Source organism: Streptococcus sp. 1004_SSPC, from assembly GCF_001069025.1.
Lineage (GTDB): Bacteria > Bacillota > Bacilli > Lactobacillales > Streptococcaceae > Streptococcus > Streptococcus vestibularis.
The window spans coordinates 1-24392 of the sequence record NZ_JWGQ01000069.1; the positions used below are offsets into that span (position 1 = coordinate 1).

A 24392-nucleotide genomic window follows, 5' to 3' on the forward strand; every position below is an offset into this window, starting at 1 on the left:
AATCAAGGCGGAAGCCAAGGTTTCAAGCCCAGAATTGGCCTACTATGACAAAGGTATGAGTGTCAACTACGATAAGGTTCTGACAGCTGATGGCCGTCAATGGATTTCATACGTAGCAGCAAGTGGTGCTCGTCGTTATGTTGACATTGCCACAGCTAAACCAGAAGTCAAACCAGTTGCTAAACCAAGTCTCCCAGAGTCAGGTCGTTATACTTTCACAGGTCGTGCGTCAATCAAGGCAGAAGCCAAGGTTGCAAGTCCAGAGTTGACCTACTATGACAAGGGTATGAGTGTCAACTACGATAAGGTTCTGACAGCCGATGGCCGTCAATGGCTTTCATACGTGACAGCAAGTGGTGCTCGTCGTTACGTTGACATTGCTTAATGAAGTAATGAATCAGGTTGGACAATGTGTCCAGCCTTTTTTGATAGGCTTTCTTTATCATGAGATTGGATTTTTCAATTTTTGTGACGTCTTTTGGAGTGCTATAATGGTTAATATAGAATCGAGGTTACTATGAAAATCGCATTGGTACAGATGGATGTTGCACACGGGCAGCCTGTGGAAAATAAAAAGCATGTGAAAAAAATGTTGGAAAGGGCGCTTGATGACAATCCTGATGTCATTGTACTTCCTGAAATGTGGAATACAGGCTATGCTTTAGATGAACTGGATGGGCTTGCAGATAAGGATGGTTTGGACTCTCAAGAACTCTTGTCTCATTTTGCTAGGAAACATGCTGTGGCTATTATCGGAGGGTCTGTTGCTATTGAGAAGGACGGCAAATTCTACAACACGACCTATGTCTACAATAAGTCTGGGGACTTAATCAATACCTATAGCAAGGTCCATCTCTTTGGCCTTATGGCAGAGGACCAGTACATGTCTGCTGGGTCGGGTGAGTCTGTTTTTGAGCTTGATGGTGTGACAGCTGCTAGTGTCATTTGTTATGATATTCGTTTTCCTGAATGGGTGCGAACACAGATGGCACAAGGAGCCAAGGTACTTTTTGTGGTAGCGCAGTGGCCAGAACCTCGTGTGCAGCAATGGGAGATTTTGTTAAAGGCGCGTGCGGTTGAAAATCAAGCTTTTGTAGTTGCTGTTAATCGTGTCGGAACAGGACCAGACGATGTCTTTTCAGGACATTCTATGGTTATAGATCCACTTGGAAATGTGGTCTTACAATCCAAGGAGCATGAGGAAGGCATTTTTACGGCCGATATTAATCTTGAAGAGGTAGATAAGGTTCGAGGTCAGATTCCTGTTTTTGAGGATCGTCGCACGGACTTGTATCATTAAGGAGCGTTTATGTTATTTGAAGAATCGGATTTATTGAAGGCATTGCCAGAACAGTTTTTTGCAGGTTTGGTTGCTAAAGTTAATGCTAAGGTAGCGGAAGGCGCAGATGTTATCAATCTCGGTCAGGGCAATCCCGACCAACCGACCTATGACCATATTGTTGAGTCGCTGTGTCTTTCAGCGAAAAATCCTGCTAGCCATAAGTATTCACAGTTTCGAGGCAATCGTCCCTTTAAAGAAGCAGCTGCTAGTTTTTACGAAAAACATTATGGGGTCAATTTGGATGCAGAGCGTGAGATTTGTGTCATGGGTGGAGCTAAAATTGGACTAGTGGAATTGCCTCTAGCTTTGATGAATCCTGGTGACCTCCTGCTCTTGCCTGACCCAGGTTATCCAGATTATTTATCAGGAGTGAGCCTAGGACGTGTAGCCTATGAGACCTTTCTTTTGACGGCTAAAAATGATTTCTTACCAGATCTAGATGCCATTCCTGAGGAGACAGCTCGCCGGGCTAAGTTTATCTATATCAATTATCCGAATAATCCTACGGGGGCTGTGGCGACTAAGGCTTTTTATGAAAAGTTAGTTGCTTGGGCTAAGACCTACGAAGTAGGAGTGGTGAGTGATTTAGCCTATGGAGCTTTGGGTTATAGGGGATATGAGAATCCTAGCTTTTTATCAACGCCTGGTGCTAAAGATGTGGGGATTGAGTTCTATACTTTCTCGAAAACTTTTAATATGGCTGGTTGGCGTTTAGCCTTTGCAGCTGGAAATGCTCGGATGATTGAAGCCTTGAATCTGATTCAAGACCATCTTTTTGTGGGAATTTTTCCCGCTTTGCAGGAGGCTGGGATTGCAGCCCTCTTAGATCCTAAATCTGAGGAGGCAGTGGCCCAACTAAATGCGGTTTATGATAGCCGTCGAGATGCTTTTACGCAATCAGCTGCTAAGATTGGCTGGCAGGCCTTTCCATCTAAAGGTTCCTTCTATGCTTGGATGCCTGTACCTGAGGGCTATACCAGTGAGAGTTTTGCAGATCTTTTGCTTGAGAAGGCCCATGTTGCTGTTGCACCAGGTAAAGGATTTGGTCCTGCGGGTGATGCTTATGTTCGTATTGGGCTTTTGGTAGAGCCAGAGCGTCTGGTCGAAGCGGTTGATCGTATTGCCAACTTGCATTTATTTAATAACTAGATAGTGATCATGAAAACAAGTAGTTGAAAAAGACTGCTTGTTTTTTATATTAATTACATTTTTCTTGACAAATGAATAAAAATGCAATAAACTGATTACATATTTATTCAAAAGGAGTACATAAATGAAAATTTCAATCGTTGGTATCACTGGTTATAGTGGTTTAGAGTTAGTTAAAATTTTGAATAATCATAAAAAAGTGGAACTTGTTTCTATTCACGCAACCAAAGAAGTGGGCCGACGATTGTCTGATGTGTATCCCTGTCTGACAGGTGTTTGTGACTTAGACATTGAAGCTTATGATGCGGAAAAGATTATGAAAAATGCGGATTTGGTTTTCTTTGCCACACCTTCAGGAGTTGCTAGTTCGCTAGCAGAGAAATTTGTTCTGGCTGATTTTCCAATTATTGATTTGTCTGGCGATCATCGCTTGCCAGCAGGTGTTTATCAAGAATGGTATAAAAAATCACCTGCTAAGCAGAGTGTTTTGAATAAATTTACATACGCATTATCAGAATATACAGATGTGAAGGATAAGAAATTTATTGCCAATCCTGGATGCTATGCAACAGCGACGGAGTTGGCCTTGCTTCCTTTGGTTGCTTCTGATCTGATTGAGACGGATAGTGTCATTGTGGATGCCAAGTCTGGTTTAACTGGTGCGGGTAAGGCTTTGAGTGAGTCTAGTCATTTTGTCAATGTTCACGATAATTACGTGACTTATAAACTCAATCATCATCAGCATATTCCTGAAATTGTTCAAACCTTGCGGACCTTTGATCCGGAAATGCCTGAGATTCAGTTCTCAACGTCGCTTTTACCAGTTAATCGCGGAATCATGGCTACGGTTTATTGTAAGTTGAAGAAGGACGTAGATATCTCTGATGTGGCTTCAGCATTTAAAAAGGCTTATAGCGATAAACCCTTTGTACGTGTTCAAGACAGCTTGCCAGAACTGCACAACGTTATCGGATCGAATTTTACAGATATTGGCTTTGCCTATAATGAAAAAACCAATGTTCTGACAGTTATTTCAGTTATTGATAATCTGCTTAAAGGAGCAGCTGGACAGGCAGTGCAAAATCTCAACCTCATGCAGGGGTGGGATGAGACGGAAGGTTTGCTTATGACACCGTCATACTTGTAGATGTAAGCATAGAGTTAGGAGAAAAAAATATGAAAGTCATCGATGGAACGATTGCTAGTCCACTGGGATTCTCAGCAGATGGGCTACATGCAGGATTTAAAAAGAGAAAAATGGATTTTGGTTGGATTGTCTCTGAAAAACCAGCCAGTGTTGCAGGTGTTTACACAACCAATAAGGTTATTGCAGCTCCTCTAATTGTGACCAAGACCTCAGTTAAAAAGGCTGGAAAAATGAAGGCTATCGTTGTTAACTCAGGTGTAGCCAATTCTTGTACAGGGACTCAAGGTTTGGAGGATGCTTACACTATGCAGGAGTGGACCGCTGAAAAGCTAGGTGTTGAACCAGATTTGGTTGGTGTAGCTTCTACAGGGATTATCGGAGAGTTGCTCCCATTGGATACCTTGAAAAATGGTCTTTCCAAGTTGGTGGTTAATGGTAATGCTGATGATTTTGCCAAAGCGATTTTGACGACAGATACAGCGACTAAGACCATTGCTGTGACGGAGACCTTTGGACGTGATGTGGTTACTATGGCTGGTGTCGCTAAGGGCTCAGGCATGATTCACCCTAATATGGCGACCATGCTTGGGTTTATCACTTGTGACGCTAATATTTCTAGTGACACTCTTCAATTGGCCTTGAGCCAAAATGTGGAAAAGACCTTCAATCAGATTACGGTTGACGGGGATACATCAACCAATGATATGGTGCTTGTCATGTCCAATGGTTGCACGCTCAATGAAGAGATTCTGCCAGATACACTAGAATTTGATAAATTTTCAAAAATGCTTAATTTCGTGATGCAAGAGTTGGCTAAGAAAATTGCCAAGGACGGTGAAGGTGCCAATAAACTCATCCAAGTTGATGTGGTTAATGCCCCTAATGCCCTTGATGCTCGTATGATGGCTAAATCTGTTGTCGGTTCAAGTTTGGTCAAAACAGCCATCTTTGGTGAGGATCCTAACTGGGGACGTATTTTAGCTGCTGTTGGCTATGCTGGTGTGGATGTGCCTGTGGATAATGTTGATATTATGATTGGCGGACTGCCAGTCATGCTAGCTTCTAGTCCTGTTGCCTTTGATGATGAGGAAATGAAAGACGTCATGCATGTCGATGAAGTCACCATTACGGTAGATCTTCATGCTGGACATGAAAAAGGAACCGCATGGGGGTGCGATCTTTCCTACGATTACGTTAAGATTAATGCCCTCTACCATACTTAAGTTATCTATGACAAAGGAGTTAACTGATGACTACTGAATATATTGTAATCAAAATTGGTGGAGTAGCCAGTAAGCAGCTAACTCCTGAGATATTGGCTAAACTGTCCGAATGGCATCAGGCTGGTCAAAAAATTGTTATCGTCCATGGGGGCGGTTTCGCTATTAATCAGCTAATGGAGGCACATCATATTCCAATTCACAAGGTTAATGGTCTTCGTGTGACGGGTCAGTCAGATATGGTCTTGATCAAAGAAGCCTTAGTTGACATAGTTGGGAAAAACTTAGCAGGTGAGTTGACAACTGCAGGTTTGCCAGCCTATCAGCTTGTAGATGAATTGCCAGACCTTATCCATGCTGATTTCTTAGATCAAGAGACTTATGGCTTTGTGGGTGAGGTCAGCCATATCACTAATCAGACCCTAGTAGCACTCCTTGCTCAAGGTAAGATTCCCTTGATTCCTAGCTTGGGTTACAGTGAGCAAGGTGATTTACTCAATATTAATGCCGATTACCTTGCCAGAGCGGTGGCGATTAGTCTAGGTGCCAAAAAACTTATCCTCATGACGGATGTCAAGGGTGTTTTAGAGAATGGACGGGTTTTGAATCATTTGAATATTGTAGATGTTCAGAAAAAAATAGATTCAGGTGTGATAACTGGAGGCATGATTCCTAAAATTCAAAGTGCTGTTCAGACAGTTCAAGCCGGTGTCGAGCAGGTCATTATTGGTGATAACCTGACAGACGGTACCATAATCAAGGAGTAAGCAATGACAAAACTATTTTCAAACTATAAGCGGGCAGCGATTGATTTTGCTTCGGCACAGGGCAATTATTTGACAGATACAACTGGCAAGACCTACTTGGATTTTTCATCAGGTATCGGGGTAACCAATCTGGGCTATCATCCCTCTGTCAATCAGGCTTTGACAGAGCAGGTGGGCAAGATTTTGCACCAGCCCAATCTCTATTACAATCAGTTGCAAGAAGATGTTGCTGACCTTTTAATTGGAGACAAGGATTATCTAGCCTTTTTTTGTAACAGTGGTGCAGAGGCCAATGAGGCTGCTATAAAAATCGCCCGTAAGGCATCGGGTAAACAAGAAATCATTACCTTCCAAAATTCCTTCCATGGTCGAACCTTTGGATCCATGTCTGCCACTGGTCAGGATAAAATCAAACAAGGTTTCGGTGAAGGTGTGCCCCACTTTAGCTATGCTATTTTCAATGACATAGACAGTGTCAAATCCCTAGCCAGTGAAGGAACTGCGGCTATTATGCTGGAGTTGGTTCAAGGGGAATCAGGCGTGCAACCTGCGAATAAAGACTTCGTTAAGGCTTTGTCTGATTTTTGTAAAGAGACAGGTATTTACCTCATTGTAGATGAGGTTCAGACAGGAATTGGTCGTACTGGTAAACTCTTTGCTTATGAGCACTATGATATTGAACCAGATATCTTTACTTTGGCCAAGGGCTTGGCAAACGGTGTACCAGTTGGTGCCATGCTTGCCAAGTCATCTCTTGGAGAGGCTTTTTCTTACGGAAGTCACGGCTCTACCTTTGGAGGAAATAAACTGGCCATGGCGGCGGCCAAGGCTACGCTTGAAGTTATGTTGGCTCCAGCTTTTCTGGATACTGCCCTTGAAAATGGGAACAAGCTACAAGCAAAATTGCAGGCGGCTTTATCTGATAAAGAGACAGTGACTACTGTGCGTGGCTTGGGTTATATGATTGGAATCGAGACTACTGGCAATCTAGGAGAATTGGTACAAGCGGCCAGAGATAAGGGATTGATTGTCTTAACTGCAGGGACAAACGTTATCCGTCTTCTGCCTCCAATCATTCTAAGTGATGCTGAAATCGAAAAAGGGGTGGCTACCCTATCAGAAATATTTGACTAGACAATAAAAATCACTTGATTTACAGTCAAGTGATTTCTTTTACTTATTGTCAGTAGTAATCTCGCTTAGAAGTCCTTTAGCTGTTGTTGTTGGCAGAATACGGACACGATTAAGTGAGAGGAGACCATCCTTGGCACTGGCTAGACCTTCGTTGGTTGTTAGTCCTAACTTGTATGTTTTCTTAGCTAGGTCCAGTGTCGTTTGATTGTAGCGACCTGATGGGTAAGCAATGGTATTGACCTTTGTATTGAGTTTATTTTCAAGGAAGTCAATAGAATCCGTTAATTCAACCTTTTGTGTCGCCTTGTCAGTGGCTGATAAATCAGGGTGGTTAACCGTATGAGACTGGAAGCTCATGCCGTGTGCCATCATTTCTTTCATCTGCTTGACGGTAAGATTTCCGGCATTTCCCTTCTTAACAAAGCCAGTGATAATATTATTGGTTGCCTTAGCCTTGTATTTTTTGAGAATAGGATAGGCAATAGTATAGAAATCTTCGTTACCATCGTCAAAGGTCAGCCAGACAACCTTCTTAGCAGGTAGGGCGTTTTCAGTGAAAGCTTTGTAGGCTTCTTCGGGAGTTAGGAAATAGTAACCCGCATCTACCATGGCCTTGATTTGTGCTTCAAAGTTGTCCGGAGCAACAATCAGGTTGGCGTTAGAGGCCTCAGATGGATCCATAACGTGAACAGCATGGTACATGAGGATAGGGATTTGGACAGGCTCGTCATAGGTTTTCCACTTAGCTGCCGTCTTAGACTGACTGGTCTGAGATTGTTGTTGGTTGCTTTTCGACTGGTTTGGTCGGTTTAGCATAAGAACAGCCAGGATACCCAGAAGCACTAGATTGATGACAAGTAGAAGAAGATTCATCTTCTTTTGTTTAGGTTTGTTTGATTTTTGAGTTTGAGAAGTCATTGTATCCCCTTTCAAATAGGTCTAACTATTATTTTAACAAAATTAAGGTGGAATTGCACAGAATTTTCAGTAAAAAAAGAATACTTGTCTCCTTAAATGGCAGAAATATTCTGTCAATTCCGATAGAAATATGGTACAATTAAAAAAATGTATGTTTTTAAGGAGAAATCGTAAATGTCTATTAAAATTGGATTGCTTGGCTTTGGTACAGTAGCTAGCGGTATTCCTTTCCTTTTGAAGGAAAATGGTGAAAAGGTTCTTGAAGCCTCACGTGACCAACTCGAAATTGCGAAGGTTTTGGTCAAAGATGACGAGGAAAAAAATCGTCTTATCGCTGCTGGAAACGACTATAATTTTGTCACAAATGTTGATGAAATCCTTAACGATGACGAGATTCAAATCGTTGTCGAATTGATGGGCCGTATCGAGCCAGCTCGTACCTTCATCACAAAAGCACTTGAAGCAGGTAAAAACGTTGTCTCTGCCAATAAGGACTTGATTGCTACTCATGGAAAAGAGTTGATTGCTCTTGCTCAAGATAAGGGTGTGGCTTTCTACTATGAAGCTGCTGTTGCTGGTGGTATTCCAATTTTGCGTACTTTGGCTAACTCTTTGACATCTGACAAGGTGACTCGTATCCTTGGTGTGCTTAACGGTACATCTAACTTTATGATGACTAAGATGGTTGATGAAGGTTGGTCATATGAGGACGCCCTCAAGACTGCTCAAGAACTTGGTTATGCTGAAAGTGATCCAACCAACGACGTTGAAGGGATTGATGCAGCTTATAAAGCCGTTATCCTTAGTCAATTTGGTTTTGGTGCTACAATTGATTTTGAGGACGTTTCTCACAAAGGGATTACTAACATCTCTACAGATGATGTGGCTGTTGCTCAAGAATTGGGTTATGTTATCAAATTGGTTGGTGATGTGCGTGAAGTAGAATCAGGTATCTCAGCAGAAGTATCACCAACATTCTTGCCAAAAAATCACCCACTTGCTAGCGTCAACGATGTTATGAATGCAGTCTTTGTTGAGTCTATCGGTATCGGTGAATCTATGTACTACGGCCCAGGTGCTGGTCAAAAACCAACAGCAACATCTGTTTTGGCTGACATTATCCGTATTGCTCGTCGTCTTTCAGATGGCAATGTTGGTAAACCATTCAATGAGTTCCGTCGTGACTTGCCATTGGCTAATCCAGCGGACGTTAAGAGCAATTACTACTTTGCCCTTGATACGCCAGACGAAAAAGGTAAAATCCTTCACTTGTCTGAAATCTTCAACTCAGAAGATATTTCATTTGAGCAAGTTTTGCAACAAAAAGCAAATGGCACAACAGCTCGTATTGTTGTGATTACACACGCTATGTCTAAGACGCAACTCCAAGCTGTTACTGAAAAACTTGAAGCAGCGGAAGACTTCGCTGTTGTCAACACATTGAAAGTTTTGTCTAACTAATTGATAAGCCCATACTGGTGCGTATAAGAAAGGTATTCAAGGAGAAAAGTCACTAATGGCTTTCCTCCTTTTGGTGTGTTATTATGAAAATTACTGTTCCAGCAACATCTGCCAATATTGGTCCAGGTTTTGACTCTGTGGGTGTTGCCGTTTCTAAATATTTGACAATCGAGGTGCTTGAATCAGCAGATGCATGGCATATCGAACATGATTTGGGAGATATTCCTTCAGATGAAAATAACCTACTTATTTCAACAGCTTTGCAAGTTAAGTCTGATTTGCAACCCCATAAACTGGTTATGACATCAGATATTCCCTTGGCGCGTGGGCTTGGTTCTTCTAGCTCAGTTATTGTCGCAGGGATTGAGTTAGCCAATCAATTGGCAGACCTTAAGCTCTCAGATGACGATAAACTTGATATTGCAACCAAGATTGAAGGTCACCCGGACAATGTTGCCCCAGCTATCTTTGGGAATCTCGTTGTAGCCTCTTATGTGGATGAACATGTTAATAGCATCGTTACAGAGTTTCCAGAGTGTGCTTTTGTCGCCTTCATTCCGAGCTATGAGCTTAAGACGTCTGATTCACGTGGAGTTCTTCCAAGTGACCTGTCTTACAAAGATGCTGTGGCTGCATCATCTATTGCCAACGTTGCCATTGCAGCTCTTTTTGCAGGGGATTTGGTCAAGGCGGGACGTGCTATCCAAGGAGACATGTTCCACGAACGCTACCGCCAAAAATTGGTCAAGGAATTTGCGACCGTTAAGGAATTGTCAGGCCAATACGGTGCCTATGCAACCTATCTCTCAGGTGCTGGTCCAACAGTTATGACCTTAACACCACATGATCAGTCTGAGGCTCTTAAAACGGCTATCGATGGTCTTGGATTAGACGGTGAAACCTTCATCCTATCTGTAGACAAAGCAGGTGTTATCGTTGACTAGAAAGAATCAAGGGTTGCTCTTTGGACTTGCAAGCTATATTCAATGGGGATTTTTATCCCTTTTTTGGAAGCTTTTAGCAGGTGTTTCAGCCTATAACACCTTTTCATGGCGGATTGTCTTTACTGTAGTGACCATGCTGGTTTACGCGCTAATAGCTAATCAAACTACACGTTTTAAAGGGGAACTTGTGGGACTTTGGCAGGATAAGAAGGCCTTGCTTCGCATGCTGCTTGCCAGCTTTCTCATAGCAGCTAATTGGTTGATTTATATCTATGCTGTAGGTCATGGTCAAGCGACACAAGCCAGTTTGGGCTATTACATTATGCCCATTGTGTCTATCTTATTTGCTCTTGTTTTTCTCCGTGAATCATTGAGCAGAAGTATGTGGGCAGCAGTAGTATTGGCCTTCATAGGAGTACTGGTTCTTGTGGCCAATACAGGAAAACTTCCCATGGTTTCATTGGGGTTAGCTCTGAGCTTTGGTTTCTATGGTCTAATCAAAAAAGGGGTTAGGCTCTCCAGTGACGTAGCCATGCTAGTAGAAAGTGGCTTGCTACTACCTTTTGTAGCTATCTATCTCGTTTTCTTTTCTCCAGAAGCATTTTCTTCCTATTCGAGCATGGAAATGTTTCTCCTAGCCATCTCAGGTATAGTGACGGCTGTTCCCTTGCTTTGCTTCTCAGAAGCAGTCAAAAGGGCACCGCTTAACCTTATCGGGTTTATCCAGTACCTCAACCCTACGATTCAACTGCTCGTAGCCATTCTCATTTTTGGTGAGACGGTTAGCTTTGGAGAATTGAAAGGTTTCCTCTTTATCTGGGTAGCCATCCTAGTCTTTGTAACTGGCCAAATTTTAAATCTTCGTAAGAGTTCTTGATATCTGTCAGAGACTTTTTATGACATCATCCTAAAAACGGACCAAGTTTTTCTGACAATTTTAGAACTTTAAGATATAATAGTAGTATCAGATTAAAATAGCGGAGAATTTTATGCGAAAAATAAAAAAACTAGTGGGCTATCTGATTCTGCTCGCTATCCCAGTTGCCATCGCTGCAGCCTTGTTTGTTTTTAACGGCTCAGGTTATCGCTTGTCAGAACAAGATGCTGCAGACATTGCTTACAAAAATGCAGGTGTCAAAACTTCTGAGATATCTCAATCAACAGTCTCAAAATCACGTTCTGGATTCCATGGAAGTTATGAGATTAGTTTCACAACGTCAGACAATCGTTTTGAGTATACGATTGACGGTCTGTCAGGGTCTATTTTGAAACATAAGAGTGACCATCCAATGTCTAAAGATGAGGACGATGCTCAAAAAGGTGAAGAGTCTAAAGACGAGACTCAAGCTAGCGAAAGTAAGGACGAGACAGCGGTGTCCAAGGAAACTGCACAAACAACAGCTCTTAACCATGCTGGCTTAACTGAAGGATCTGTGACAAACTTGAAAACGGATTTGAAGACTGAAGGAGACGGTAAAGTCTACAATATCAGTTTTGATTATGCTGCTAGTGGTTTACGTTATAAATACGCGGTAAATGCTGATTCAGGAGCTATTGTAGCCTATACGACAGAGTATCTCACAGGAGCTACTGCAGCTGCGCAATAGGTCGTAGATAGTGGGAAAGTTCTCCTTGTTTATTAAGGAGAAACCTTGCAATTTCTCTGAAATGGTGTAAACTTAAAGTGAAAACGGTAACAGTGATTTTAGAGAGTACCGTAGAATCAAGGAGGTTTTGACCATGAAAGAATTCCAAGCATTTAAAGATACGCTTAGCAATACGGCTCTCAAAGCCATTTACGAAAAAAGTAAATTGGAAGCCCAAAATGAAACAACTGAAGGTACGGAAGCCTTTTCAGTTGCTTTGGCAACCCAAATGGCTATAAATCTACTTGAAAGTTATGAACAATGGCTAGAAGAAGAAAGAGCTAAGGAAGAAAAATAAGATGAGATCCTTGTCGACAGACAAGGCTTTTCTAATGAGAATAAAATGAGGGATTGGATTCATCTTTCAAGGTAAAATCGGAAGTCTAACCTTATTTGCAAATTCAGGTCCCCACAATTTCATTTGTCTTGAGATTAAAAATGTGATAGAATAAGACCATTCAGAGGTGCTTTGAAGCCTATTTGTCACAGGAAGCGGTGGTACTGAGAAATCCGCACAAATGTCAAAGCTGGTTGCTGATGGTCAAATTGAATCAAGAAAGCTGTGAGTGGTTGCCACTCAAAACTGGGTGGTACCGCGGATACATATTCGTCCCTGTCATGTTTATGGCAGGGTTTTTCTATAGCTTTTAAAGAACCAAGACCGAAGGTCGCAGGTGAATTTAAAGATATTGATGCAGTCGGAGCGAAAGTGAGGTCTACATTGCTATCAAAGGAGGGTGACATGAAGCAATCTTTTGAGACTAGTAAATTGTATTATGGTTTTCCTATTTTTATCTTGGGTTATCAGGATCAGACCTACGGTTATAATGTGACGACTTGTAGCTCTTCCTACAGTTTAGGAGATTGGCTTGTCATCGGGGTAGGTAGCGAGGAAAATGCGGCAGACCAGATTAAACATTATCAGAAGTTCACTGTGAATATTCCTAATGAAAGTTTTATGCTAGAAATGGAGCAGGCTGGATTTATTAGTCACCGTGAAAAAATTGCTAAACTCGGCTTAGATTTCCAATCTTCTAAATTGACACAAGCACCTATCTTGGATGCCTGCCCAGTCGTTCTGGATTGTAAGGTTGACAGAATTATAGAGGAAGATGGTATCTGTCATATCTTTGCTAAGATTCTAGACCGTCTGGCTGACCCTGGTTTGCTAGATGACAAGGGACATTTTAAAAATGACCGCTTTGCACCGACTTACTTTATGGGTGATGGTCATAAGCGTGTCTATCGATATCTAGATGACCGAGTCGACCCCATGGGAAGCTTCATCAAGAAAGCGAGGAAGAAGGATGACAAGAGCTGAATTGCCAGAACGAATCGAAACGGAGCATCTTCTTTTACGAGTCCGAACAGTGGCGGATGCAGAAGATATCCATGCTTACGCCAGTCTTCCAGAAGCTTCTTACCCAGCAGGCTTTCCACCCGTCAAGACCTTGGAAGACGAGATTTATTACCTAGAGCATATCCTTCCTGAGCGTAATCAAAAGGACAATCTCCCAGCTGGCTACGGTATTGTGGTCAAAGGGACTGATAAAGTTATCGGATCTGTTGATTTCAACCATCGCCACGAAGACGATGTATTGGAGATTGGCTATACCTTGCATCCATACTATTGGGGACGAGGCTATGTGCCAGAAGCAGCGCGTGCTTTAATTGACTTAGGTTTTAAGGATTTAGGTCTTCACAAGATTGAACTGATTTGTTTTGGCTACAATGTCCAAAGTCAACGTGTCGCTGAGAAACTTGGTTTTACCCTTGAAGCTCGTATCCGAGACCGCAAAGATGTGCAAGGCAACCGTTGTGACAGTCTGATATATGGATTGCTGAAGAGTGAATGGGAAGTACAAGACCAACATTAAAAATAGAAATAACTAGAAAGGACACACATATGTCTAAAGAACTTTCACCTAAATACAATCCAGCCGAGGTTGAGGCTGGTCGTTACCAAAAATGGCTTGACGAAGATGTTTTCAAGCCCTCAGGCGATAAAAAGGCTAAGCCTTATTCAATCGTCATCCCACCACCAAATGTAACCGGTAAACTTCACCTTGGTCACGCTTGGGATACAACTTTGCAAGATATCATTATCCGTCAAAAACGGATGCAAGGTTTTGATACACTTTGGCTTCCAGGTATGGACCACGCAGGTATTGCCACTCAAGCTAAGGTTGAAGCGCGTTTGGCTGAAGACGGCATCTCTCGTTATGACCTTGGCCGTGAAAAATTCCTTGATAAAGTCTGGGAATGGAAAGACGAGTATGCCTCAACTATCAAGCAACAATGGGGCAAGATGGGGCTCTCTGTAGACTATTCTCGTGAGCGTTTCACCCTTGACGAAGGTCTATCAAAAGCTGTTCGTAAGGTCTTTGTAGAGCTCTACAAGAAGGGCTGGATCTACCGTGGTGAATTTATCATCAATTGGGATCCAAAAGCTCGTACAGCCCTTTCTGATATCGAGGTTATTCACAAGGATGTCGAAGGTGCCTTCTACCACATGAACTACATGTTGGAAGACGGTTCACGTGCCCTTGAAGTGGCAACAACACGTCCTGAAACCATGTTTGGGGATACAGCCGTAGCGGTTAACCCAAATGACGATCGTTATAAAGACTTGATTGGTAAAAATGTTATCTTGCCAATCTTGAACAAGCCAATCCCAATCGTTGGAGATGAACATGCAGACCCTGAATTTGGTACTGGTGTGGTTAAAATCACTCCTGCTCATGATCCTAACGACTTCTTAGTTGGTCAACGCCATAACTTGCCACAAGTCAATGTCATGAATGATGATGGTACCATGAATGAATTGGCTGGCGAATTCAACGGTATGGACCGCTTTGAAGCACGTAAGGCTGTTGTTAAGAAATTGGAAGAAATCGGTGCCCTTGTCGAAATTGAAAAAATGACTCACTCAGTTGGTCACTCAGAACGTACAGGTGTGCCTGTTGAACCACGTTTGTCTACACAATGGTTCGTCAAGATGGACCAATTAGCTAAGAATGCCATTGCCAACCAAGACACAGATGATAAGGTTGATTTCTACCCACCTCGTTTCAACGATACCTTCCTTCAATGGATGGAAAATGTCCACGACTGGGTAATCTCTCGTCAGCTATGGTGGGGTCACCAAATCCCTGCTTGGTACAATGCTGAGGGTGAAATGTACGTTGGCGAAGAAGCACCAGAAGGTGACGGATGGAAACAAGACGAAGATGTCTTGGATACTTGGTTCAGTTCTGCCCTCTGGCCATTCTCAACTATGGGTTGGCCTGACGTTGAAGCAGAAGACTTCAAACGTTACTTCCCAACTTCAACCTTGGTAACAGGTTACGATATCATCTTCTTCTGGGTGTCTCGTATGATCTTCCAATCATTGGAATTCACAGGACGCCAACCATTTAAGAATGTCCTTATCCACGGTCTTATCCGTGACGAGCAAGGACGTAAGATGTCTAAGTCACTCGGTAACGGTATCGACCCAATGGATGTTATCGAGAAATACGGTGCGGATGCCCTTCGTTGGTTCCTTTCAAACGGTTCTGCACCAGGTCAAGACGTGCGTTTCTCTTACGAGAAAATGGATGCGTCATGGAACTTCATTAACAAGATCTGGAACATCTCTCGCTATATCCTCATGAACAATAAAGGGTTGACCTTGGATGTGGCACGTGAAAATGTGGCTAAGGTGGTTGCTGGCCAAGCAGGTAATGTCACAGACCATTGGATTCTCCACAACCTCAACGAAACAATCGGTAAAGTCACTGAAAACTTTGACAAGTTCGAATTTGGTGTGGCTGGTCACATCCTCTACAACTTTATCTGGGATGAGTTTGCGGATTGGTACGTTGAGTTGACTAAGGAAGTGCTTTATAGCGACAATGAGGACGAAAAAGTCATCACTCGTTCTGTCCTTCTATATACTTTGGACCAAATCTTGCGTCTCCTTCACCCAATCATGCCATTCGTAACTGAAGAAATCTATGGCCAAATCTCTGAAGGAACAATCGTGACTGCTGAATATCCAGTGATTCGTCCAGAATTTGAAAACGAAGAAGCAGCAGCGGGTGTTGAAGCTCTTAAAGATGTGATTCGTTCAGTCCGTAACTCACGTGCGGAAGTAAATGTTGCTCCAAGCAAGCCAATCACAATCTTGATCAAGACTAGCGACAGCAAGCTCGATGCCTTCTTCAATGACAATGTCAACTACATCAAACGCTTCACAAACCCAGAACACTTGGAAATTGCAGAAGATGTGGAAGTACCTGATTTGGTTATGTCAAGCATCATCACAGGTGCAGAAATTTACTTGCCACTCGCTGACCTTCTAAATGTTGAAGAAGAATTGGCCCGTCTTGAAAAAGAATTAGCCAAATGGCAAAAAGAACTTGACATGGTTGGTAAGAAACTTAGCAACGAACGCTTCGTAGCCAATGCCAAACCAGAAGTCGTCCAAAAAGAACGCGACAAACAAGAAGATTACCAAGCTAAATACGATGCAACAGTCGTACGTATTGAAGAGATGAAGAAATTGGTTAAATAAAGAAAGAGACACGGCGGAATGCCGTGTTTTTTATAAAAAGTAAACGCTTACGCAAATTTAGTGAAAACGTTAGGCAAAGTCAGTGAAAACGTCTAAAAAACCGTCAATTCGTTGACTTTCGTGGAAAATAGGACTAAAATAGCATGGTAAAAATAATTAAAAAGGAGAATTCTACTATGAATTTAACTATCTTAGGCCTCGGTTTGGCCGTTATGGGTGTATCTATTGGTGAGGGTATCCTCGTTGCCAATGTCGCTAAAGCTGCAGCTCGCCAACCTGAGATGTTTAGCAAACTTCAAACATTGATGTTTACTGGTGTTGCCTTTATCGAAGGTACCTTCTTCGTATTGTTTGCCCTTAGCTACATTGTCTAATAGACAAATAAAAGATGAAGGAGGGATGAGCAGTGGAAACTACAAGTAATCCAACCGTCTCATTATTTGGGATTGATTTTGACTTGACTGTCCTTGCCATGTCTCTCTTGACAGTAATTATCGTTTTTGGAGTGGTTTTTTGGTCAAGTCGTAAGATGACCATTAAACCAAAGGGAAAACAAAATGTGCTTGAGTTCATCTATGAGTTTGTGAACAGTACCATTTCTCAAAATCTTGGAAAATTCACAAAAAATTATAGTTTGCTCTTGTTTGTAATTTTCACCTTTGTGTTTACAGCAAACAACCTAGGTCTGCTTGTATCTGTTAAAAGTGAGCATTACAATTTTTGGTCTTCTCCAACATCGAATTTCGGTGTTACTATCACTCTTTCTTTAATTATTACCCTCGTTAGTCATATTGAGGGGATCCGTAAAAAAGGGCTTAAAGGCTATCTAAAGGGCTACCTTTCACCATACCCAGCTATGCTCCCAATGAACATTTTGGAACAATTAACCAACCTTGCTTCATTGGCCTTGCGTTTGTTTGGTAACATTTATTCTGGTGAGGTACTTACTGGCTTGATTCTTCAATTGGTGACATGGTCTGCCTTTGCAGCACCTGTATCCTTTGCTTTGAACCTTGTCTGGGTTGCCTTTTCAGCCTTTATCGGCTTCATCCAAGCCTATGTCTTTATTATCCTAAGTTCAAACTATATTGGTGATAAAGTCAACGAAGAATAATTAAGAAAGGGAGAAATGAAATGTCATTACTGATTAATAGTACGACACTTGGTAATATCATTATCACACTCGGCTCAGTTTTTCTCTTGTATTACCTCATCCGTAAATTCGCATGGGATCAAATTACAGGAATCTTTGCTGCTCGTGAAAAGAAAATTGCCACAGATATTGATAGTGCTGAAAATGCTCGTCAAGAAGCAGAAAGCTTGGCACAAAAACGTCAAGATGAGTTAGCAGGTGCTCGCACTGAGGCAGCTCAAATTATTGATGGAGCCAAGGAAACTGGTAAAACTCAAGAATCAAAAATCATTGCAGAAGCACATGATGAAGCTAAACGCTTGAAAGAAAAAGCAAATCAAGACATCGCCCAAAGCCGTGTGGAAGCACTTGCTGGAGTTAAAGGTGAAGTTGCAGACTTGACTGTCCTCTTGGCGGAAAAAGTTATGAAACAAAACCTTGATGCTAAAGCGCAATCTGACTTGATTGATAGCTATCTTGATCAATTAGGAGATGCTTAATGGATAAGAAAACACAAGCTCTTGTTGAGCAGTATGCCAGAAGCCTGGTAGAAGTCGCTTTTGAACAAGACGCCGTGTCAACAATCCAAGAAGAAGTAAGGCAAATCCTAACAGTTTTTGCTGAAACAAATCTAAAAACCTTCTTGTCGCAGGAAAATGTGACAAGTGAAGCTAAAAAAGAAAGTTTGAGCTTGTTTCAAGAGTCTTGTTCAGTGTATATGAACAATTTTCTTGAGGTAATCTTACTCAATGACCGTGCCAACATTCTCTATGATGTGTTGAAGTTGGTCCTTGAGCTCTTTGATCAAGAGGACAATACTTACGATGTCACTGTGATATCAGCAAGTCCCTTGTCTGAAGAACAAAAAGCTCGACTTTTGGCGATTGTTTCACAAAAATTTGAGATTAAGACACGTCGTTTAGTAGAAAAAATTGATGAGGACCTTATCGGAGGATTCGTCATCAAAGCAAAAAATAAGGTTGTTGACACGTCAATTCGCGGTCAATTGCAAACCTTTAAAACGAATTTGAAATAGAAAGTGGTGTGACTTTTGGCAATTAACGCACAAGAAATTAGCGCTTTAATTAAAAAGCAAATTGAAAACTTCCAGCCAAACTTTGACGTCACTGAAACTGGTGTCGTTACCTATATCGGTGACGGTATCGCACGTGCTCGTGGTCTTGATAATGCCATGAGTGGTGAGTTGCTCGAATTTGAAAATGGTGCCTATGGTATGGCCCAAAACCTTGAAACTAATGATGTCGGTATCATTATCTTGGGGGATTTTGTAGCAATTCGTGAAGGCGATATTGTTAAACGTACTGGAAAAATCATGGAAGTTCCAGTTGGTGAAGCCCTTATCGGTCGTGTAGTAAACCCACTTGGGCAACCAGTTGATGGTCTTGGTGACATCGAAACAACAGGTTTCCGTCCAGTTGAAACACCTGCTCCAGGTGTTATGCAACGTAAATCAGTTTCTGAGCCATTGCAAACTGGTCTTAAGGCGATTGATGCCTTGGTTCCAATTGGACGTGGTCAACGTGAGTTGGTCATCGGAGACCGCCAAACTGGTAAAACTTCAGTAGCCATTGATGCTATCTTGAACCAAAAAGGTCAAGATATGATCTGTATCTATGTGGCTATTGGTCAAAAAGAATCAACAGTTCGTACACAAGTAGAAACTCTCCGTAAACACGGTGCTCTTGATTACACAATCGTTGTGACTGCCTCAGCATCACAACCATCACCATTGCTTTACATCGCGCCTTACGCTGGTGTTGCAATGGCTGAAGAGTTCATGTATAACGGGAAACATGTCTTGATTGTTTATGATGATTTGTCTAAACAAGCCGTGGCCTACCGTGAACTTTCATTGCTTCTCCGTCGTCCACCAGGTCGTGAAGCCTACCCAGGGGATGTCTTCTATCTCCACTCACGTCTTTTGGAACGTTCAGCTAAAGTTTCAGATGATCTTGGTGGCGGTTCAATTACTGCCTTGCCAATCATTCAAACACAAGCAGGAGATATCTCAGCTTATATCGCGACAAACGTTATTTCTATCACAGATGGACAAATCTTCTTGCAAGAAAACTTGTTTAACTCAGGTATTCGTCCAGCCATTGATGCGGGTTCTTCCGTGTCACGTGTAGGTGGATCAGCGCAAATTAAAGCGATGAAGAAGGTTGCGGGTACGCTTCGTCTTGACTTGGCTTCATATCGTGAACTTGAAGCCTTTACGCAATTTGGTTCAGATTTGGATGCTGCGACTCAAGCGAAATTGAACCGTGGTCGTCGTACAATCGAAGTTTTGAAACAACCGCTTCATAAACCACTTCCAGTTGAGAAACAAGTTGTTATCCTTTACGCTTTGACACACGGTTTCTTGGATAGTGTTCCGGTTGATCAAATCTTGGATTTTGAAGAAGCACTCTATGACTACTTTGATAGTCACCATGAGGATATCTTTGAAACTATTCGTACAACTAAGGATCTTCCTGAGGAATCTGTACTTAATGAAGCTATCCAAGCTTTCAAAGATCAGTCAGAATACAAATAGAAATAGGGAGGACAGCATATGGCAGGCTCTCTAAGAGAAATCCAAGCAAAAATTGCTTCAACAAAGAAAACAAGTCAGATCACAGGAGCCATGCAAATGGTTTCTGCCTCAAAGTTGACACGTTCTGAGCAAGCTGCTAAAGATTTCCAAATCTATGCCTCAAAAATTAGACAGATCACAACAGATCTTCTACATTCAGAATTAATTAATGGTTCGTCAAATCCAATGTTGGATGCACGCCCAGTTCGTAAGACAGGTTACATTGTCATTACTTCAGATAAAGGACTTGTTGGAGGTTATAACTCAACAATTCTTAAAGCTGTGTTGGACATGATTAAACGTGACCATGATTCTGAAGATGAATATGCTATCATTTCTATTGGTGGAACAGGTTCAGATTTCTTCAAGGCTCGTAACATGAATGTTGCTTTTGAGCTGCGTGGTCTTGAAGATCAACCTAGTTTTGAACAAGTCGGAAAAATCATTTCTAAAGCAGTAGGAATGTATCAAAATGAACTTTTTGATGAACTTTATGTGTGCTACAACCACCATGTCAACAGTTTGTCTAGTGAGGTTCGTGTTGAACAAATGCTTCCTATCGCTGATTTGGATCCCAATGAATCAGAAGGTCATGTGTTGACCAAGTTTGAATTGGAACCAGATCGTGACACTATTTTGGATCAACTCTTACCACAATATGCGGAGAGTCTTATCTACGGTGCGATCGTAGATGCCAAAACAGCTGAGCACGCAGCGGGTATGACTGCAATGCAGACAGCCACTGATAATGCTAAGAATGTGATTAACGATTTGACAATCCAATATAACCGTGCGCGTCAAGCTGCCATCACTCAGGAAATTACTGAAATCGTTGGTGGTGCAAGTGCACTTGAATAGCTAGAGATTTGTCTTAATTAGACACACATGAAAAAGGGATGATTATCATCCAAAAAACTATCATAAGGAGAAAACAATGAGCTCAGGCAAAATTGCTCAGGTTGTTGGTCCTGTTGTAGACGTAGCGTTTGCAGCCGGTGATAAACTCCCTGAGATTAACAATGCATTGGTCGTTTATACTGATGAACAAAAGTCTAAACGTATCGTGCTCGAAGTAGCTCTTGAACTTGGAGAAGGTGTGGTTCGTACCATTGCGATGGAATCTACTGATGGATTGACTCGTGGACTAGAAGTTCTGGACACTGGTCGTCCAATCAGCGTTCCTGTTGGTAAAGATACCCTTGGACGTGTCTTTAACGTTCTTGGTGATACCATTGACTTGGAAGCACCTTTTGCAGACGATGCAGAGCGTGAACCAATTCACAAAAAAGCACCAACTTTCGATGAATTGTCAACATCTACTGAAATCCTTGAAACAGGGATTAAAGTTATCGACTTGCTTGCCCCTTATCTTAAAGGTGGTAAAGTCGGACTCTTTGGTGGTGCCGGTGTTGGTAAAACCGTTCTTATTCAAGAGTTGATTCACAACATTGCCCAAGAGCACGGTGGTATTTCCGTGTTTACAGGTGTTGGTGAACGTACACGTGAAGGTAATGACCTTTACTGGGAAATGAAAGAATCTGGCGTTATCGAGAAAACAGCCATGGTCTTTGGTCAAATGAATGAGCCACCAGGAGCACGTATGCGTGTTGCCCTAACTGGTTTGACAATTGCGGAATACTTCCGTGATGTCGAAGGTCAAGACGTGCTTCTTTTCATCGATAATATCTTCCGTTTCACTCAAGCAGGTTCTGAGGTTTCTGCCCTTCTTGGTCGTATGCCATCAGCCGTTGGTTACCAACCTACACTTGCTACTGAAATGGGTCAATTGCAAGAACGTATCACATCAACTAAAAAAGGTTCTGTTACATCAATCCAAGCCATCTACGTTCCAGCCGATGACTATACTGACCCAGCGCCAGCTACAGCATTTGCTCACTTGGATTCAACAACTAACCTTGAACGTAAGTTGACACAAATGGGTATTTATCCAGCCGTTGACCCGTTGGCATCAAGCTCACGTGCTCTTTCACCTGAAATTGTTGGTGAAGAACACTATGCTGTTGCGACTGAAGTTCAACGTGTGCTTCAACGTTACCGTGAATTGCAAGATATTATCGCTATCCTTGGTATGGATGAATTGTCAGACGAAGAAAAAACATTGGTTGGACGTGCTCGTCGTATCCAATTCTTCTTGTCACAAAACTTTAACGTTGCTGAACAGTTTACAGGTCAACCAGGTTCTTATGTTCCAGTTGCTGAAACCGTTCGTAGCTTTAAAGAAATCCTTGAAGGTAAATATGACAATCTTCCAGAAGATGCCTTCCGTAGCGTAGGCCCAATTGAGGATGTAGTAGCTAAAGCTAAAGCTATGGGCTACTAATGAGGTGAAGATATGGCACAAATGACCGTACAAGTGGTAACTCCGGATGGTCTGAAATATGACCACCATGCCAGCTTTATCCACGCGGTTACTAAAGATGGTCAAATTGGTATCTTGCCAGGCCATATTAACTTGATTGCGCCACTTGAAGTGGATGAACTCAAGGTTCGTCGTGTGGATGACGAGAGTCACGTCGATTGGATTGCCGTAAACGGTGGTATCATCGAAGTTAAAGATGATTTTATTACTATCGTTGCCGATTCAGCAGAACGTGAACGCGACATTGACGTTTCTCGTGCCGAACGTGCCAAGCAACGTGCCGAACGTGACTTGGAAGAAGCAACTAAATCTGACCGTATTGATGAAGTTCAACGTGCTCAGGTTGCTCTCCGTCGAGCACTTAATCGTATCAGTGTCGGTACAAAATAAGATAAAAAAACGGGGCCTAAGTCTCGTTTTTTGTTTATCCTTAAAGAAAATATGAGAACTAGCAATATTGCCACAGAAAGCTAGTTGCCAAATGAATTTGAGTATAAAAGATTAAATAAAAGTTTCATCAATGAAAACGGTTAATTTAGCTTTTACTTTAGTTTAAGGTATCAAAGTGTTATAATATAAGCTGTTAGCTTTATATTTTAAGAGAAAATGTAGAGTAACGTAATAGAAAGTATGAGTTTTTTAAAGATATGAAAATTGAAAAGAAGCATCTTTTAGATTACACCATCTTGATACCTTATTTAATCTTATCCATAGTTGGTTTAATAGTAGTGTATTCAACAACAAGTGCTCGTTTAGTAGCCTTGGGAGCCAATCCCTTCGCATCTGTTATAAACCAAGGAGCCTTTTGGTTGGTATCCTTGTTCTCTATTTTTTTCATCTACCGACTGAAATTGAACTTTCTCAGGAAAGATAAGCTTTTGGGTGTTGTTATTGCCTTTGAGATTTTACTTTTGGTCATTGCCAAATTTTTCACTAGGGAAATTAATGGTGCCAATGGTTGGATTGTGCTTGGTCCCTTGTCTTTCCAACCAGCGGAGTACCTTAAGATCATTGTTGTCTGGTTTTTGGCGCACACTTTTTCAAAACAACAGTCTGCTATAGAACGTTATGACTATCAGGCCTTGACTAAGAATAGGTGGATACCGAGGAATAAAAAAGAATTTAATGACTGGCGTTACTATTTGCTGGTAATGATTGGCTTAGTTGCCATCCAACCGGACTTGGGGAATGCGGCTATCATCGTATTGACAACAGTTGTCATGTTTTCAATTTCTGGTGTTGGCTATCGCTGGTTCACGGCACTGTTTGCTGGCATTGTAGGGCTGTCGTCTGCTTTTCTTGGATTGATTGCTTTGGTTGGAGTACAAAACATGGCTAAGGTACCTGTCTTTGGATATGTTGCCAAGCGTTTTGCAGCTTATTTTAATCCTTTTAAGGATTTAACAGGTTCAGGACTTCAGTTGTCTCATTCTTACTATGCTATGAGTAATGGGGGGTGGTTCGGTCTTGGTCTCGGAAATTCGATTGAGAAAACCGGTTATCTCCCAGAAGCAACGACAGACTTTGTGTTTTCAATTGTTATTGAAGAGTTAGGTCTCATTGGAGCAGGTTTGATTCTTGCCCTTCTCTTTTTCCTTATTCTTCGTATTATGATTGTGGGAGTCAAGGCACGAAATCCTTTTAACTCTATGATGGCATTGGGTGTAGGTGCCTTAATGCTAATGCAGGTCTTCGTTAACATCGGAGGAATCTCAGGGCTGATTCCATCAACAGGGGTTACCTTCCCCTTCCTTTCGCAAGGAGGTAACTCTCTTTTAGTGACTTCAGTTGGGATAGCCTTTGTCTTGAACATCGCTGCTAATGAAAAGCGTGATAATATTGTTCAAGCGATTGAGGATGAGTTATCTCAGACTCAAGAATTGGAAAATCAAGATGAAAAAATCGTACCTTTAAGAGGAAGTCGTTAATACGGCTTCTTTTTCTACCATTTGTCAAGTATAATACGGTTTCTGATTCAACATTATTTCTGAAAGTGCA

At 41.9% G+C, this 24392-nt stretch carries 25 protein-coding genes; 24 read left to right on the plus strand and 1 reads right to left on the minus strand.

Features of this window, described 5'->3' with window-relative positions:
* The 7 genes from ADF62_RS05460 to ADF62_RS05490 form a co-directional block, all read left to right on the plus strand.
* The coding region (locus tag ADF62_RS05460; protein ID WP_048788274.1) for an SH3 domain-containing protein at nt 1-385 on the plus strand (385 nt) is incomplete at its 5' end.
* Between the two features lie 132 nt (nt 386-517).
* Entirely contained in the window at nt 518-1300 is a 783-nt protein-coding gene (locus tag ADF62_RS05465; RefSeq protein ID WP_003097748.1) for a carbon-nitrogen family hydrolase, read from the plus strand.
* 9 nt (nt 1301-1309) lie between these two features.
* Nucleotides 1310-2491, plus strand: a complete 1182-nt coding sequence (locus ADF62_RS05470; RefSeq protein WP_003097747.1) for a pyridoxal phosphate-dependent aminotransferase — start codon at nt 1310-1312, stop codon at nt 2489-2491.
* 124 nt (nt 2492-2615) lie between these two features.
* A complete protein-coding gene (gene argC, locus ADF62_RS05475) occupies nt 2616-3638 on the plus strand; it encodes an N-acetyl-gamma-glutamyl-phosphate reductase (RefSeq protein WP_048788275.1) in 1023 nt (340 codons plus the stop codon).
* 29 nt (nt 3639-3667) lie between these two features.
* Nucleotides 3668-4861 (plus strand): bifunctional ornithine acetyltransferase/N-acetylglutamate synthase, encoded by a 1194-nt coding sequence (argJ, locus tag ADF62_RS05480; RefSeq protein ID WP_003095509.1) that lies wholly within the window; start codon nt 3668-3670, stop codon nt 4859-4861.
* A gap of 26 nt (nt 4862-4887) precedes the next feature.
* Nucleotides 4888-5625, plus strand: a complete 738-nt coding sequence (gene argB, locus ADF62_RS05485; RefSeq protein ID WP_048788276.1) for an acetylglutamate kinase — start codon at nt 4888-4890, stop codon at nt 5623-5625.
* A gap of 3 nt (nt 5626-5628) precedes the next feature.
* Nucleotides 5629-6759 (plus strand): acetylornithine transaminase, encoded by a 1131-nt coding sequence (locus ADF62_RS05490; RefSeq protein ID WP_048788277.1) that lies wholly within the window; start codon nt 5629-5631, stop codon nt 6757-6759.
* Nucleotides 6760-6798: 39 nt separating this feature from the next.
* Here the strand turns inward: ADF62_RS05490 and ADF62_RS05495 are convergent, their stop codons facing one another.
* A complete protein-coding gene (locus ADF62_RS05495; RefSeq protein ID WP_048788278.1) occupies nt 6799-7677 on the minus strand; it encodes a polysaccharide deacetylase family protein in 879 nt (292 codons plus the stop codon).
* A gap of 174 nt (nt 7678-7851) precedes the next feature.
* On the opposite strand from ADF62_RS05495, the gene ADF62_RS05500 reads away from it, so the two are divergent.
* From ADF62_RS05500 to ftsW, 17 genes are all read left to right on the plus strand, one after another.
* A complete protein-coding gene (locus ADF62_RS05500; protein WP_048788279.1) occupies nt 7852-9138 on the plus strand; it encodes a homoserine dehydrogenase in 1287 nt (428 codons plus the stop codon).
* Nucleotides 9139-9221: 83 nt separating this feature from the next.
* Nucleotides 9222-10082: a homoserine kinase gene (thrB, locus tag ADF62_RS05505; protein WP_003097743.1), complete on the plus strand. Its 861-nt coding sequence runs from the start codon at nt 9222-9224 to the stop codon at nt 10080-10082.
* The gene (rarD, locus tag ADF62_RS05510) at nt 10075-10959 is read left to right on the plus strand and encodes an EamA family transporter RarD (protein WP_003097742.1); all 885 of its coding nucleotides are present in this window, start codon (nt 10075-10077) and stop codon (nt 10957-10959) included. The genes thrB and rarD overlap by 8 nt, the downstream gene beginning before the upstream one ends.
* Before the next feature lie 112 nt (nt 10960-11071).
* Nucleotides 11072-11689, plus strand: a complete 618-nt coding sequence (locus ADF62_RS05515; RefSeq protein WP_003097741.1) for a PepSY domain-containing protein — start codon at nt 11072-11074, stop codon at nt 11687-11689.
* Nucleotides 11690-11822: 133 nt separating this feature from the next.
* Nucleotides 11823-12026 carry a hypothetical protein gene (locus ADF62_RS05520; RefSeq protein WP_003095353.1) on the plus strand — a complete coding sequence of 68 codons (204 nt, stop codon included), beginning with the start codon at nt 11823-11825 and terminating at the stop codon, nt 12024-12026.
* A 444-nt stretch (nt 12027-12470) separates the two neighbouring features.
* Nucleotides 12471-13049, plus strand: coding sequence for a flavin reductase family protein (locus ADF62_RS05530; protein WP_048788280.1), 579 nt, complete (start codon nt 12471-12473; stop codon nt 13047-13049).
* Complete coding sequence (locus tag ADF62_RS05535) at nt 13036-13605, plus strand: GNAT family N-acetyltransferase (RefSeq protein ID WP_048788281.1); 570 nt, start codon at nt 13036-13038, stop codon at nt 13603-13605. The genes ADF62_RS05530 and ADF62_RS05535 overlap by 14 nt, the downstream gene beginning before the upstream one ends.
* 29 nt (nt 13606-13634) lie before the next feature.
* Complete coding sequence (locus ADF62_RS05540) at nt 13635-16286, plus strand: valine--tRNA ligase (RefSeq protein ID WP_048788282.1); 2652 nt, start codon at nt 13635-13637, stop codon at nt 16284-16286.
* Nucleotides 16287-16462: 176 nt separating this feature from the next.
* Nucleotides 16463-16660: a F0F1 ATP synthase subunit C gene (locus ADF62_RS05545; RefSeq protein ID WP_004183077.1), complete on the plus strand. Its 198-nt coding sequence runs from the start codon at nt 16463-16465 to the stop codon at nt 16658-16660.
* Nucleotides 16661-16692: 32 nt separating this feature from the next.
* Entirely contained in the window at nt 16693-17400 is a 708-nt protein-coding gene (atpB, locus tag ADF62_RS05550; protein WP_003097733.1) for a F0F1 ATP synthase subunit A, read from the plus strand.
* A gap of 20 nt (nt 17401-17420) precedes the next feature.
* Entirely contained in the window at nt 17421-17918 is a 498-nt protein-coding gene (gene atpF, locus ADF62_RS05555) for a F0F1 ATP synthase subunit B (protein WP_002886161.1), read from the plus strand.
* On the plus strand, nt 17918-18454 hold the full coding sequence (locus ADF62_RS05560) for a F0F1 ATP synthase subunit delta (RefSeq protein WP_048788283.1): 537 nt from the start codon (nt 17918-17920) through the stop codon (nt 18452-18454). Before atpF ends, ADF62_RS05560 begins: the two co-directional genes overlap by 1 nt.
* A gap of 15 nt (nt 18455-18469) precedes the next feature.
* Nucleotides 18470-19975 carry a F0F1 ATP synthase subunit alpha gene (gene atpA, locus ADF62_RS05565; protein WP_002885972.1) on the plus strand — a complete coding sequence of 502 codons (1506 nt, stop codon included), beginning with the start codon at nt 18470-18472 and terminating at the stop codon, nt 19973-19975.
* A gap of 18 nt (nt 19976-19993) precedes the next feature.
* Nucleotides 19994-20872 carry a F0F1 ATP synthase subunit gamma gene (locus ADF62_RS05570; RefSeq protein WP_002886026.1) on the plus strand — a complete coding sequence of 293 codons (879 nt, stop codon included), beginning with the start codon at nt 19994-19996 and terminating at the stop codon, nt 20870-20872.
* Nucleotides 20873-20948: 76 nt separating this feature from the next.
* Nucleotides 20949-22355 carry a F0F1 ATP synthase subunit beta gene (gene atpD / locus ADF62_RS05575; protein WP_002885994.1) on the plus strand — a complete coding sequence of 469 codons (1407 nt, stop codon included), beginning with the start codon at nt 20949-20951 and terminating at the stop codon, nt 22353-22355.
* Between the two features lie 12 nt (nt 22356-22367).
* Nucleotides 22368-22784: a F0F1 ATP synthase subunit epsilon gene (locus tag ADF62_RS05580; RefSeq protein WP_002890211.1), complete on the plus strand. Its 417-nt coding sequence runs from the start codon at nt 22368-22370 to the stop codon at nt 22782-22784.
* Between the two features lie 257 nt (nt 22785-23041).
* On the plus strand, nt 23042-24322 hold the full coding sequence (gene ftsW, locus ADF62_RS05585) for a cell division peptidoglycan polymerase FtsW (protein ID WP_037621551.1): 1281 nt from the start codon (nt 23042-23044) through the stop codon (nt 24320-24322).
* Nucleotides 24323-24392 lie beyond the last annotated feature (70 nt).